At 56.1% G+C, this 13,941-nt stretch carries 10 protein-coding genes; 2 read left to right on the top strand and 8 right to left on the bottom strand.

What is annotated here, in order from left to right:
• Positions 1-259: 259 nt before the first annotated feature.
• The 8 genes from BLU05_RS00960 to BLU05_RS00925 all read right to left on the bottom strand — a co-directional run bounded on the left by BLU05_RS00960 (position 260) and on the right by BLU05_RS00925 (position 9,227).
• On the bottom strand, positions 260-667 hold the full coding sequence (locus BLU05_RS00960) for a VOC family protein (protein ID WP_091877110.1): 408 nt from the start codon (positions 665-667) through the stop codon (positions 260-262).
• A gap of 156 nt (positions 668-823) precedes the next feature.
• Positions 824-1,393 (bottom strand): leucyl/phenylalanyl-tRNA--protein transferase, encoded by a 570-nt coding sequence (gene aat / locus BLU05_RS00955; RefSeq protein WP_280139027.1) that lies wholly within the window; start codon positions 1,391-1,393, stop codon positions 824-826.
• 41 nt (positions 1,394-1,434) lie between these two features.
• Complete coding sequence (accC, locus tag BLU05_RS00950; protein WP_091877106.1) at positions 1,435-2,799, bottom strand: acetyl-CoA carboxylase biotin carboxylase subunit; 1,365 nt, start codon at positions 2,797-2,799, stop codon at positions 1,435-1,437.
• Between the two features lie 12 nt (positions 2,800-2,811).
• Positions 2,812-3,282: an acetyl-CoA carboxylase biotin carboxyl carrier protein gene (gene accB / locus BLU05_RS00945; protein ID WP_091877104.1), complete on the bottom strand. Its 471-nt coding sequence runs from the start codon at positions 3,280-3,282 to the stop codon at positions 2,812-2,814.
• Between the two features lie 38 nt (positions 3,283-3,320).
• On the bottom strand, positions 3,321-3,764 hold the full coding sequence (gene aroQ / locus BLU05_RS00940) for a type II 3-dehydroquinate dehydratase (RefSeq protein WP_091878367.1): 444 nt from the start codon (positions 3,762-3,764) through the stop codon (positions 3,321-3,323).
• Between the two features lie 140 nt (positions 3,765-3,904).
• Positions 3,905-4,693, bottom strand: coding sequence for a DsbA family protein (locus tag BLU05_RS00935; protein WP_091877102.1), 789 nt, complete (start codon positions 4,691-4,693; stop codon positions 3,905-3,907).
• Positions 4,694-4,734: 41 nt separating this feature from the next.
• Positions 4,735-6,141 (bottom strand): M48 family metalloprotease, encoded by a 1,407-nt coding sequence (locus BLU05_RS00930; RefSeq protein WP_091877100.1) that lies wholly within the window; start codon positions 6,139-6,141, stop codon positions 4,735-4,737.
• A gap of 182 nt (positions 6,142-6,323) precedes the next feature.
• Positions 6,324-9,227: an Rne/Rng family ribonuclease gene (locus BLU05_RS00925; protein ID WP_091877098.1), complete on the bottom strand. Its 2,904-nt coding sequence runs from the start codon at positions 9,225-9,227 to the stop codon at positions 6,324-6,326.
• A gap of 691 nt (positions 9,228-9,918) precedes the next feature.
• Between BLU05_RS00925 and BLU05_RS00920 the strand changes: the two genes are divergently transcribed.
• Together BLU05_RS00920 and BLU05_RS00915 are read left to right on the top strand one after the other, a co-directional pair.
• Positions 9,919-11,172 carry an N-acetylmuramoyl-L-alanine amidase gene (locus BLU05_RS00920; RefSeq protein ID WP_244518092.1) on the top strand — a complete coding sequence of 418 codons (1,254 nt, stop codon included), beginning with the start codon at positions 9,919-9,921 and terminating at the stop codon, positions 11,170-11,172.
• A gap of 268 nt (positions 11,173-11,440) precedes the next feature.
• Positions 11,441-13,900 carry a penicillin-binding protein 1A gene (locus BLU05_RS00915; RefSeq protein WP_091877094.1) on the top strand — a complete coding sequence of 820 codons (2,460 nt, stop codon included), beginning with the start codon at positions 11,441-11,443 and terminating at the stop codon, positions 13,898-13,900.
• Positions 13,901-13,941 lie beyond the last annotated feature (41 nt).

Here is a 13,941-nt window from a genome sequence, read left to right as displayed (position 1 = left end):
CTTTCATCGTTGCATGGCTTTATACCCCCTCTGTCCTGTCGGACATCTCCCCCACAAGGGGGGAGATCAGCTGTATTACTGCCTTTGCACAATCTGCAACGCTTCCTGTTTTGGGAAAGCGTTCATGTCAATGTGATCTCCCCCCTTGGGGGGGAGATGCCCGACAGGGCAGAGGGGGGTGAAACTTGGAACTATATATACAGCGGATAAAACCGTGACCCCGGCACACCCGCACCGGGATCAGCCTGTTTGCGTAAACTTACATCGGCTTGGCGAAGTTGATGATCCAGGGTGTGCCGTAGCGATCCACCAGCATGCCGAACCGTATGGCCCATGATGTCTCGCCAATGGGTGCTGTCACGCGGGCGCCGTCGCTGAGACCGGCAAAGATGCGCTCAGCTTCTTCGGCACTGTCTGGATGCAGCGCAACGTGCATACCCTGCGCTTTTTCAAAATAGGGCGGCGGTGCATCGGAGCCCATCAACTCGGCGTTCCCGACGGTCATGTGCACATGCATGACCTGATTTTCCGCTCCGGGCATCCCTGCACCTTCGGGCATATCGCCGAAACGGGCGATATATTGAATCTGGCCGTTCAGAACCTTTTCGTAGAACTTGAATGCTTCTTCGCATTGTCCGTCAAAATTCAGATAAGCATTGATTTTCATAATAGTTTTCCTCTCCTGTGTTGGGGCTTCCAGCTCAAGGACGTTTGGAAAACCACCAACCCGACACTGCTCGTAAAAATATCTTTCGTCGCTCTGCTCTGTGGCAGCTTCAACGAAAAGGACAATACTTCATATTCTTACGAAGACTATGACGGATCAAAACTCTGCTGACTCTGCCAGCGCATTGTCGAGCATTTTTTGATACTGACGCCGGGGCACTTCAATGGCGCCAAAACTTTCCAGATGGGTGGTGGTGAACTGGGTATCGAGCAGGGTAAAACCCTTTTCAATCAAATGACTAACGAGATGAACGAGGCAGACTTTCGACGCATCACGCTCACGCGAAAACATGCTTTCGCCGAAAAATGCTGATCCTAGCGAAATGCCATAAAGGCCGCCGACGAGCCTGTTCTCCTGCCATGCTTCAACCGTGTGGCAGTGACCAAACTCGAACAGCTTGCCATAGGCTTCCCGGATCGGCTGGTTGATCCATGTACGGGCGCGTTCACCGCTGCCGCTGGCACAACCGTCAATAACGCCCTCAAAGTCCGTATCGAAACGGATATCGAAACGGCCCTGACGAATGGTCTTGCGCAGACTGTGCGAGACGTGAAAATTTTCAAAGGGAATAATGCCGCGCTTTTCCGGACGGACCCAGAAAATTTCCGGATCGTCGGCCTCTTCGGCCATGGGAAAGACCCCGGTTGCATAGGCGCGCAGCAACAACTCGGGGTCTATTTGGAAGCTTTCTGCCGGGTCTTTACCCGTCATGCCTCATCTTCGGCAGTTTTCGTATCGCCAGCCAGATATTTTTCCAGCCAATGGATATCGTAGTCACCGTTGGCGATATCAGGATTGTTGATCAGGTCCTGAAACAGTGGCAGCGTGGTCTTGATGCCATCCACCACGAATTCATCCAGCGCACGGCGCAGACGCATCAGGCATTCCACGCGATTGCGGCCATGCACGATCAGCTTGCCGATGAGGCTGTCATAGTAAGGCGGAATCTTGTAGCCGGTATAGACGCCGGAATCGACACGAATGCCGAGCCCGCCGGGCGTGTGATAATGAGTGATCTTGCCGGGTGAGGGTGCGAAAGTCCGGGGATCTTCCGCATTGATACGGCATTCAATGGCATGACCATGGAAGCGGATATCATCCTGCGTCACGGAAAGACCGCCGCCCGAGGCAACGCGAATCTGTTCGTGTACGAGATCGATGCCGGTAATGGCTTCGGTGACCGGATGCTCCACCTGAAGACGGGTGTTCATCTCGATGAAATAGAACTCGCCATTCTCGTAGAGGAACTCGATGGTGCCCGCACCGCGATAGCCCATATCGGCCATGGCATTGGCGCAGATCATGCCGATGCGCTCACGCGCGTCCGCATTGAGGGCGGGTGAGTTGGCTTCTTCCCATACCTTCTGGTGGCGGCGCTGCAGCGAGCAGTCGCGTTCGCCCAGATGCACAGCCTTGCCCATGCCGTCGCCCATGACCTGAACTTCGATATGGCGTGGCTTCTGCAGGTATTTTTCGATGTAAACAGCATCGTCGCCAAAGGCAGCGCCAGCTTCCGTGCGGGCGGTCGATAGAGCGACGGACAGTTCGTCTTCGCTGAGCGCAACCTTCATGCCGCGTCCGCCACCGCCAGCTGAAGCCTTGATGATAACCGGATAGCCGATTTCGGCAGCAATGCGCGCGGCTTCCTTATCGTCGGTGACGCCGCCATCGGAGCCGGGAACAACCGGAATGCCCAGACGCTTTGCGGTGCGCTTGGCTTCGATCTTGTCACCCATGATGCGGATATGCGCGGCGGTGGGGCCAATGAAGGTGATGTTGTGCGCTTCAAGGATTTCCGCGAACTTGGCGTTCTCCGACAGGAAGCCGTAGCCGGGGTGGATGGCATCGGCACCGGTGATTTCGCAGGCGGCAACGATCTGGTGAATGTTCAGATAGCTATCGCGCGAAGGGGGCGGTCCAATGCAGACGCTTTCATCCGCAAGACGTACATGCATGGCGTCGGCGTCGGCGGTCGAATGAACCGCGACAGTCTGAATGCCCAGCTCCTTGCAGGCGCGCAGAACGCGCAGGGCAATTTCGCCGCGGTTGGCTATGAGAATTTTCTGAAACATCACGCTCTCGATTTATTCGATCACAACTAGCAATTCGCCATATTCAACCGGCTGGCTATCTTCGATGAGAATGGCCGTAACGGTACCGGCGCGAGGCGATGGAATCTGGTTCATCGTCTTCATCGCTTCGATGATCATCAGTGTCTGGCCTTCCTTGACCTTGGTGCCAACCTCGATGAAGGCGCGGGCACCCGGTGCAGGGGAGAGGTAGGCTGTACCGACCATGGGCGAAGGAACAGCGTTCTTCGATGGATCGCCAGCGGGCTTGGCTGCCTCAATGGGTGCTGCGGCGGCAACCGGTGCAGCGGCGGCTGGAGCCTGTGCATAGACTGCCTGCGGTGCTGCCTGCATTGTGATCTGGCGCGATACGCGGATACGCAGGTCGCCCTGTTCGATCTCGATATCGGTGAGATCCGTCTCGTTCAGAATTTCTGCGAGATCGCGGATCATGACCTTGTCGATCCCGGTGTTTCTGCTAGCCATGCTTTTTCAAGCCCCTTATTTCTGTTCGGCAGCCCTTGTTATTGCGGTGCCGCTGCTTTGACGAGTGCGCGCAGGCCCATCACATAGCCGTCCACCCCAAAGCCACATATCACCCCTTTGGCCAAAGGGGAAACGTAGGAGTGATGGCGAAATGACTCGCGCGCGTGAATATTGGACAGATGAACTTCCACCAGCGTGACCGCGGCCGCGCGGATGGCATCATGCAATGCGATTGATGTATGTGTATAGGCGGCTGGATTGATCAGGACAGCGGCTTTTTTCTCGCCTGCCTCCTGAATCCAGGTGACCAGATCACCCTCTTGATTGGATTGGCGAAACTCGATCTCAACGCCGAGTTTTTCACCCTCAGTGCGGCAGAGAGCCTCAATATCGCTCAATGTGGAAGCGCCATAGATTCCCGGCTCACGCTTTCCCAGCATGTTCAGGTTCGGGCCATTGAGGACAAAGATCAGCTGTTTCATACCATACCGGACATATTGACGGGTTTCGGGACCCGATGACGGGTCCCATATAAACGGCTTATCGGCAAGCGAAAAGCCTGCAAAGTCACTTGATTGCTTGTCCACAACGGGTTTTTGCAATCATTGGCATATGAACAGCGCTATTTGTTGCGAATATGGCTGATTTTTTCAGCCAGAGCATCCACACCAAGAGCGCCGGGAACCACTTCGTTACCGATGATATAGGACGGCGTGCCGTTGATATTCAGGCTGTTGGCTAGGTCATAGTTCTGCTGAAATGCCTGAGCGATTTCAGGTGACTTCATCTTTTCGCGGATCTGCTTTTCGTTGCCGCCAAGCTTGATGGCGATCTGCATGGCGGAATCCTCCGTCGCGCGGCCATCACGGCCAAGCAGGTCGCGGTGGAATTCCAGATATTTTTCAGGCATCAGCGCCTTGAAGGCTTTCGCCACGATGTGCGCGCGGGTGGAATCGGCGCCGAGGATCGGGAACTCCTTCATCACGAAGCGCAGTTTCGTGTCGCTCTTCAGCAGCGCATCCATGTCGGGCAGGGCGCGTTTGCAATAGCCGCAATTGTAATCGAAGAACTCAACCACCGTGACGTCGCCCTTGGGATTACCGAAGACGGCATCGGCGGGCGAATTGAAAAGCTTGTCGCTGTTCTGGCTGATGATCTGTCCCTGCGCCTGCTGCTGCGTCGCTTCCTGCTTGGCAGTGAGAGCCGCCTGTGCTTCGAGCAGCACTTCCGGATTCTTGATCAGGTAATCCTTGATGATCGCTTCGATTTCAGCGCGATTGACGTTTGAAGACATGGCAGGCTGCGACGTGGCAGCGGTGCTGGTCTGGGCCAGAACAGCCTGTTGGCTGAAACCGAGCGCAACGAGGGCGGCGAGGCCTGCGGATGCACCTACCAGAGCGACTTTTTTCATATTGTCATGTCCTTGTTTGTATCGATGTCGGCAAAGCAGCTTCAGTCTTCTGATTTGCGCTTGGAATTGATGATATCCTGGGCGCGAACCCAGTCTGGTGATCCGTTGGGAAGGGCTCTCTGGGCCCGTATGGCAAAAATTTGCGCTTCCTGAATCTTGCCGGAGTAGTATTTTTGTTCTGCTGAAGCGAGGTCCGAACGCGGACCGTCGCCAAGCTGGCCATAGGCTTGGGCAAGATAACCGTATCCATCGGGGAATTCGCGGTCACGGTCGATACCGGCCTGAATTTCCTTGATCGACGCTTTCAGATTGGCAGGCTTGCCGCTGAGCATAAGCGCCCGGCCATAGCTCATCCGGATAAGGCTTGATTTGCGTGGATCGAGGGCTCCGGCCTTTTTATAGGCCTCTGCCGCTTCCGTCACCTTGCTCTGTTTGAGCAGAATTTCGCCGCGCATTTCGTGAAAATATGGGTTTTTGGGTTGTTCGCGGATCAGCGCGTCGATTTTCCCGAGCGCTTCCTGCGACGACCCGTTGAGATAGGTTGCAATGGCGTTGCCGTAGCGCGCACCTATGTTGTTGGGGTCTTTGCGGAAGCTTTGCAGCACGCTGGCACCGCCACCGGTATAGGCCGCGATCTTGCCGCGCATCAGGTCGTGACGCTGTTGCAGGGCAGGACTATCAGCCTTGTCGAAATAGGGGCTGGCGCGGGCGAGTGTTTCCAGATTGGCGATGCGCTCGCGCGGCAGAGGATGGCTGATGCGATAGGGGTCTGTGCGCGTGCCCGTCAATGACAGGGCGTTCGAGAAGCGTTCAAACGTTACCAGCATGCCCTTGGCTGATTGCCCCGTGTTGGCGAGGTAAGTGATCGCGGACCGGTCTGCCGCCATTTCTTCCGTGCGTTGATAGCTGAGGAGGCTGCGCATGGCGACTTCCGTACCACCCATGGCAACACCGGCACCCGCCTGCGCTACACTACCCTGCTTGGTTGCAGCACCCGCAACGGCGGCACCAAGGCCAAGCAGCCCTGCGACAACGGCCATGGTCTTGGCGCGTGCCAACTGCTCACGCAACTGGAACTGGTGGCCACCGGCCAGATGCCCGGTTTCATGGGCCAGAACGCCGATGATTTCATTGGGCGTTTCCGCCTGAAGAAGAGCACCCGTATTGATGAAGATGCGGCGGCCATCGACAAATGCATTGAAACTGTTGTTGTTGACCAGAACGATGCGAATAGCGTGCTTGCCAAGACCCGCTGCATTGATGATCGGGGTGGCATAGTCAGTTACAAGCGCTTCGATTTCCGCATCGCGGACAATGGGCACATTGGATTGTGCGGCAGCAATGTCAGTCTGTACGAGGCTGATAGCTCCCGCGACCAGTGCAGCACCTGCGCTGCGCGCCATGGCAGTGAACGATTGACGTGAAATGATCTGTCGAACTGTCATCATGGCTTATTCGTATCGAAGTCAGTCTCTTATTGAAAGAGAAGCAAATCGCGTTCCCTTAATTGTGAAAATGCAGATTAATCAGGCAAATCTGCGGCTTCCGTAGAGGATACAGGGAGTCTTGATAAAGAAGAACCGGCAATGATGCCGGTTCTTCAACTCAGTTATCCACGCGTTTTTCAGGCTCAGAAAAAACCCTTCTTCTGCCACCAGCCGCGTTTCGGCGACGCTTCACCGTCTTTCTTATCCTTGGTGGAGCTGGAGGTGACGACGGGCGCAGCGTTTTCCCCTTTTGGCTCAGGCTTTGGCGCAGCAACGGGTTCCGGTGCAGGTTCAACCTCAACCGGCGCGCTTGCCGGTGCTTCCACTGCAACTACCTCCGCAACGGTTTCCTCGATAACAGCCTTCTTGGCTGACTTGCGAGGGGCGCGCTTTGGCTTTGCCGGTGCTTCAGCCTCGACAGATACAACTTCCGCTACAGTTTCAGCGGGTTCAGCTCCAGCCTTGGCGCGCGGCTTGCGAGGGGCGCGCTTTGGTTTTGCTGGCGCTTCTTCCGCATCCGCAACAACCTCAACGATTGTGCTTTCGACGAAAACAGCCTCTTCGACAGCAGTCGCTTTGGTTTCAACCGCGGCGGGCTTGCTGAAATCCGGCAGCGGAATGCTTACGAAAACAGGTTCCGCATCGGGTACGGACTTGGCGGCGATTTGATGATCCTCGCCATCCTCCGGACGGCGGTTTTTGCGACCACCACGACGACCCCGGCGGCGCTTCTTGCGGCGTTCGTTCTCTTCTTCGCGTGCCTTGGCGGCAGCGGCATCCTCGCCTTCAACAGCAGGAACATCCGCGTCGTCACCTTCGCTGTCACCACTTACGGCCTGACCGGGCTCACCGGCAGCGACGTCCTGACGATCACGACCGCCACGCCGACGACGCTTGCGCCGGCGCTTGCGGGACGATTCGTCATTGTCACCAGCGCGAGCGGTTTCGCCGGGCTGCGCTTCGCTTTCGGCTTCATCATCGATTTCTTCGATGACCGGATCGGTCTCGTCAAAATCATCGATAATGCCGAGAGCTGGCGTTTCGGTGAGCGGAACAATCGGACCAAGCGCAATGGAGCCCTTGTCGATAGCGAAATGCTGGGCGCCAACGCTGTCATCCGCCTCAATACTGATTGTCAGACCGAAACGGGTTTCGAGATCGGCAAGGTTCTGGCGCTTGTGGTTGAGAACATAAAGCGCTGTTGCCACAGTGGTGCGAACGATGATGTTGTTCTGCGAATGACGCAGCAGATATTCCTCAATCGAGCGCATGACATGCAGCGCAATCGACGAGGCGGAACGCACATGACCGGTACCGCCGCAATGCGCGCAGACCTGTGTCGTGCTTTCCAGAACACTGGCACGAATGCGCTGGCGCGACATTTCGAGCAGGCCGAAATGCGAGATACGACCAACCTGAATACGGGCGCGATCGTCTTTCAGACAATCCTTCATCCGCTTTTCCACCGCGCGGTTGTTGCGGTTTTCTTCCATGTCGATGAAATCGACAACGATCAGACCGGCAAGATCGCGCAGACGCAATTGCCGCGCAACTTCATCCGCCGCTTCAAGATTCGTCTGTAATGCGGTGTCTTCAATCGAATGTTCGCGGGTCGAGCGCCCGGAGTTGACGTCGATCGCCACCAGCGCTTCGGTCTGGTTGATGATGATATAGCCACCGGATTTCAGCGTGACCTGCGGCTGCAACATGCGGTCGAGCTGTGCCTCGATACCATTGCGCGCAAAGATCGGCGTTAACTCGCGATAGGGCTGCACCACCTTGGCATGGCTCGGCATGAGCATGCGCATGAAGTCTTTTGCCTCGCGGTAACCGTTTTCACCGGCAACGAGGATTTCCGTGATGTCTTTATTATAAAGATCGCGGATCGAGCGCTTGATCAGGCTGCCTTCCTCATAAACGAGGGTCGGCGCACTGGAGGCGAGGGTGAGGCTGCGGACATTTTCCCACAGGCGCATCAGATATTCGTAGTCGCGCTTGACCTCGGGCTTGGTGCGCATGGCACCGGCGGTGCGCAGGATCACGCCCATGCCCTTGGGCACTTCGAGATCCTTGACGATGTCTTTCAGACGCTTGCGGTCCTGAATGCTGGTGATCTTGCGCGAAATACCGCCACCACGGGCAGTGTTTGGCATCAGAACCGAATAGCGACCGGCAAGTGACAGGTAAGTGGTCAGGGCCGCGCCCTTGTTGCCGCGTTCTTCCTTGACGACCTGCACCAGTAGAATCTGGCGGCGCTTGATAACATCCTGAATGTTGTACTGGCGGCGCTGGAAGCGCTGATGCGTCGGAACTTCTTCCATGGCATCTTCGGCACCGATGGAATCGACTTCGTCAAGCTCGTCATGCGGCTCTTCTTTGTCGTCCTGCGAACGGCGCTTGGATTTGCGCGCGTGATTGTCGCTCTCGTCAGCCTTTTCTTCAGCGTCGGTAGCTTCGTCCGTCTCAACAATGATGGCTTCGGAAATGACATCAGCGTCTATGGCAGCAGCCAGGGTCTGGCCGCCATTGTCTTCGGAAGACGGGGTTTCGTCCGATCCGCCTTGTTCCGACGATTCGTGCGCGTCACCGGCTTCGTCAGCGGATGCGTTCTCTTCGTCAGCGGCATCGAGCTTGACCGCGTCGTCGCCCTGACGGGTGCCACGACGGCTGCGGCCCCGGCGATTGCGCTGTCCACGATCATTGCGATCACGGCTGCGCTGCTCGCCGGCAGCTTCCTCATGGTCTTCGTCCTGGCTGGCTGCCTCGGCTTCCGCCTCGATCAGCGCCTGACGGTCTGCAACAGGGATCTGGTAATAATCAGGGTGGATTTCGCTGAACGCAAGAAAGCCATGGCGATTGCCGCCATATTCAACGAATGCTGCCTGAAGCGATGGTTCTACACGTGTGACACGCGCCAGATAGATATTGCCTTTGATCTGTTTCTTGTGTTCCGACTCAAAGTCAAATTCTTCAATTCGGTTGCCGCGAACCACGACAACGCGCGTTTCCTCCTGGTGGGAGGCGTCGATTAGCATTTTGTCCGACATTATAATTCTTCTCCCCGGCTGAAACGCTCAAAACGCGGTGCAACCGGGACGCCCGTAGGGGTGCCGGAGCCGCGTTTTCACATTTGCCGGATATATTAAGGTTCGCAGAAACAGACAGACACGGCATCACGCGGGGTTGCGTTTCAGCACCCGCGGCTTTCAAGCCGATTATAGTCACGTCTGTATCAAACATCTCTGTTCCTGACGAAACGACCTCACGAATGGCACGCCTTGAAGCAGTGCCGACACTTTAACACCCCCGAAAGGGCTGGCTCGACGCGCCTTGTCTGCGCTATCTGCCGTTCACAAAAAGCGCTGGCCGACATTTTCTGTCTGCTCACGCCAAATTCTTTTCCGGTTACCTACAGCGAAATTCGCCCTTGCTGCTCCATGTCTCTGTCTTCAGTGTCAGCAGGTCATTTGCCGTGACACGAAGGAGCCTGATTCCGGAGGGCAGGAAGTAACCCACCTTTGCTTTTAGGAGGTGTGTCGCGTTATGACAAGGCCTTCTTCATAATCGTGTCATCAGGGTGGCACAGAAGTGGCGGCCAAGATGGCGGGACAAGTCAGTTAATAAGACTAAATTAACCACGACGCGTTACCTATCATTCACATATAATGTGGCTAAAGCGATGTAACAATCGTGCTCCGTCTGATACGAAATAGCACCAGAGGGGATGATGTCCGGCGCGTGCCGACGTCGATCTGCAATGAAATGAATGTGATCTGCCGGGTATTTGTTACTGTCTTTCTGGGTTTGCTTGCATTTGTGCAGGCGGGCGAGAAAGCCAGTGCCGCCAATGAACTTGCCGCCTTGACCTATCAGGCTGCAGGCGACGAGTTGCGGACCCGTGTTGTGATCAATTTCGATCGTGAACCCGAGGTGTCCACTTTAATGCTGGATCAGCCGCACCGTCTGGTGATTGATCTGCCCAAAGCCGTGTTTGCCTTTGACAAGAAGTCGCTTGAGCCGCGCGGTCTTATTGATGACGTGCGCTATGGCATGATTGATGATGCCCGTTCGCGGCTTATTTTTACGGTAAAAGGCCCATTCAGTGTCGAGCGGGTCGATGTTCTGAAGAATGATAACAGCCCCGGTTATCGCCTTGTGGCCGACCTTGTAGCGTCTTCTGACCGCGAGTTTGCCGAAGCCATCAAAAACCAGAATGCAACAACCGCTTCCACGCAGATGGCGCCAAAGGGCGATCGTCTTGCAAGTGCTGCGCCCAATGAGGTCAGCAAAACGCCTAAACCCTTCACCGTTGTGGTGGATGCGGGGCATGGCGGTATCGATAGTGGTGCGGAAAGCACCGGCGGCATCATGGAAAAGGACGTTACGCTGATGTTTGCGCGGGAACTGCGCGACCAGTTGCGCAAGATTCCCGGCCTGCGGATCGAAATGACGCGGGACAGCGATGAATTCCTGCGCCTGACCGAACGAGTGCGGATTGCCCGCCAGTACGAAGCCGATCTGTTTATCTCCGTTCATGCCGATACGATCAACCAGCGCAGCATTCGCGGCGCGACTGTCTATACGGTTTCCGACAAGGCTTCCGACGCGGCATCGCGCGCCATGGCCGACCGCGAAAACAAGGCGGATGCGGTGGCGGGCGTCACCTTTGACAATGAGACGCCTGAGATCGCCGATATTCTCATGGATCTCACACGGCGCGAGACGCACACATTCTCCTTGAGCTTTGCCAAAGGCGTGGTGCGTGCGCTGAAGGGCGATGTGAACATGATCAACAATCCGCATCGCTTTGCCGGGTTCCAGGTGCTGCGTGCGCCGGATGTGCCTTCGGTGCTGGTGGAAATCGGCTACCTGTCCAATGAAGAAGATGCAAAACTGATGCAGGACCCCGCATGGCGCAGCCACGTGGCCGAGCGCCTTGCCACTGCCGTTGGTGAATTTTCCGGAAAAAAGACAGCAGGCGCACTGAACTGACAGTTTCCGACCGCCGGTTGAGTTGTAACGTTTAGTATATTCACGCGTGCGTTGCCGAAACTCCACAATTGGTATTTAAATTGTGTGCAGAACCGGGTTGTCCTTGCCTTTGTCACATTTGTCGCTCAATTGCGTCACTGAGTTTGCCGGGCGTTGTGTATTCCGGTTTGAAGTGCCGGGGAACGGTTTCCCGGGGTGCAATCTGCATTGATAAAGATCGTGCATCGATTATCGACATGCCAATGGATGAAACGGGTTCCGGATACAAATGATACGCTTGATCGGATATTTTTTCGGAATCGGCACCGTCATGGCGCTTCTGGCGGCAGGCGGCGCGGCGCTTTATGTGGTCAATGTATCGAAAGACCTGCCCGACTACGAAGTTCTGGCCAAGTATGAACCGCCTGTCATGACGCGCATTCACGCGTCTGATGGCGCGCTGATGGCAGAATTCGCACGGCAGCGGCGGCTTTATCTGCCTATTCAGGCCATTCCTGATCGTGTGAAAGCTGCTTTCATTTCAGCGGAAGACAAGAATTTCTACCAGCACCCCGGTGTTGATATCAGTGGCCTTGCGCGCGCTGTCATCGTCAACATTCAGAACTGGGGCTCACGCCGTCCGGTTGGCGCATCGACAATTACCCAGCAGGTCGCCAAGAACTTTCTGCTTTCTTCCGATCAGACGATGGGCCGCAAGGTCAAGGAAGCCATCCTTTCCTTCCGCATCGAGCAGGCCTATTCCAAGGACCGCATCCTTGAGCTTTATCTGAACGAAATTTTCTTTGGCCTGAACTCCTATGGTATTGCTGGCGCGGCGCTGACCTATTTCAACAAATCGGTCAATGAACTCACCGTTGCAGAAGCTGCCTATCTGGCCGCGCTTCCCAAGGGGCCATCCAATTACCATCCCTTCCGCCAGACCGAGCGGGCGATTGAACGCCGCAACTGGGTGATCGATCGTATGGCCGAAAATGGCTATGTGACCGCCGAAGAGGCGAAGACAGCAAAAGCAGAGCCGCTTGGCGTGACGCCGCGCCATACGGGCAATTATCTTTTCGCATCTGAATATTTCACCGAAGAAGTTCGCCGCCAGATTATCGGCAAATATGGCGAGAACGCTCTTTATGAGGGCGGTCTGTCGGTGCGCACCACGCTTGATCCGAAAATGCAGGTGCAGGCGCGTGCCGCCCTGCAGCATGGCCTGTTCAAATATGATGAGGCCAAGGGCTATCGCGGCCCCTACAAGACCATTTCGACCATTGGCGACTGGGGTATTCCTCTGGCAGAAATCAAGCCTTTTTCCGATGTTCCGGACTGGCAGCTTGCGGTCATTCTTGAAGTGACGCCCACCGAGGCCACGATTGGTCTTCAGCCGGAGCGTAACGATGCAAACGGTCTGGTGCCCGAGCGCAAGAAGGGCACGATTGCGGTGGCTGACATTAAATGGGCCATGAACCTCTATAAGGATGGCAGGCGCACGCCGGTAAAATCGCTGGAAGGCGTGTTCAAGCCGGGTGATGTTGTGTTCGTGCAGAAGAAGGAGGGCAGCGATACGGCCTTCGATCTGCATCAGGTGCCGGGGATCGAAGGCGCCATGGTTGCCATGGACCCGCATACGGGCCGCGTTCTGGCGATGGTTGGGGGCTTCTCCTTTGCCGAATCCGAATTCAACCGTGCAACGCAGGCGATGCGTCAGCCCGGCTCGTCCTTCAAGCCATTCGTCTATTCAGCGGCGCTTGATAATGGCTATACACCCGCATCCGTGGTGCTTGACGGTCCGATCTCCATTGATCAGGGCGGCAGCCTCGGTGTGTGGGCGCCAAAGAACTACGGCGGCAACTTTGCCGGACCATCGACCTTGCGCTACGGCATTGAACAGTCACGTAACCTGATGACCGTGCGTCTGGCGCAGGATATGGGTATGAAGCTTGTGGCTGAGTATGCCGAACGTTTTGGCATTTATGACAAGATGCTGCCGGTTCTGGCCATGGCGCTCGGATCAGGCGAGACGACCGTGATGCGCATGGTCACAGGTTATTCGATCATCGCCAATGGCGGTCGCAAGATCACACCATCGATCATCGACCGTATTCAGGACCGTTACGGCAAGACCATCTTCAAGCATGATGAGCGCAAGTGCGAAACCTGTACGGCGGAAGACTGGAAGAACCAGCCGGAGCCGGAACTGGTTGATGACCGTGATCAGGTGCTTGACCCGATGACCGCCTATCAGATCACATCGATGATGGAAGGCGTTATCCAGCGTGGTACGGCAACGATCCTCAAAAGCCTGAACCGTCCTATCGCCGGTAAAACAGGGACGACAAATGATGAAAAGGATGCCTGGTTCATGGGCTTCACGCCTGATCTGGTGATTGGCCTTTATCTTGGCTATGACACACCGACGGCGATGGGCCATGGCGGCACTGGTGGCGGGCTTGCCGCGCCGGTGGCCAAGGATTTCTTTGCAGCTGCCATGCAGGGCCAGCGTTCGGTTGACTTCCGCGTGCCCGAGGGCATGACTGTTGTCGCTATCGATCGCAAGACGGGTATGCGCGCTAGCGAAGGCCAGCCCAATGTGATCATGGAAGCCTTCAAGCCGGGCACAGGTCCTGCGGACAGCTACTCCGTCATCGGCATGGGTACGTTCTCGGAAGGTGCGCCGGTTGAGGTGCAGTCACCGAACGTCAACAGGGCCATTCAGGGCGGCGGCGGCGGGCTTTTCTAACAGCCTCAAACCCGGATAATTCGTAAAGCTTCAAGACTTTA

The organism is Phyllobacterium sp. OV277 (genome assembly GCF_900104355.1).
GTDB lineage: Bacteria > Pseudomonadota > Alphaproteobacteria > Rhizobiales > Rhizobiaceae > Phyllobacterium.
This window is presented reverse-complemented; position numbering and strand designations above follow the sequence as displayed.

Coding starts and splice junctions, on each gene's coding strand:
- BLU05_RS00960 (WP_091877110.1), bottom strand. CDS start 667: ATGAAAATCAATGCTTATCTGAATTTTGACGGACAATGCGAAGAAGCA.
- accC (WP_091877106.1), bottom strand. CDS start 2,799: ATGTTTCAGAAAATTCTCATAGCCAACCGCGGCGAAATTGCCCTGCGC.
- accB (WP_091877104.1), bottom strand. CDS start 3,282: ATGGCTAGCAGAAACACCGGGATCGACAAGGTCATGATCCGCGATCTC.
- aroQ (WP_091878367.1), bottom strand. CDS start 3,764: ATGAAACAGCTGATCTTTGTCCTCAATGGCCCGAACCTGAACATGCTG.
- BLU05_RS00935 (WP_091877102.1), bottom strand. CDS start 4,693: ATGAAAAAAGTCGCTCTGGTAGGTGCATCCGCAGGCCTCGCCGCCCTC.
- BLU05_RS00930 (WP_091877100.1), bottom strand. CDS start 6,141: ATGATGACAGTTCGACAGATCATTTCACGTCAATCGTTCACTGCCATG.
- BLU05_RS00925 (WP_091877098.1), bottom strand. CDS start 9,227: ATGTCGGACAAAATGCTAATCGACGCCTCCCACCAGGAGGAAACGCGC.
- BLU05_RS00915 (WP_091877094.1), top strand. CDS start 11,441: ATGATACGCTTGATCGGATATTTTTTCGGAATCGGCACCGTCATGGCG.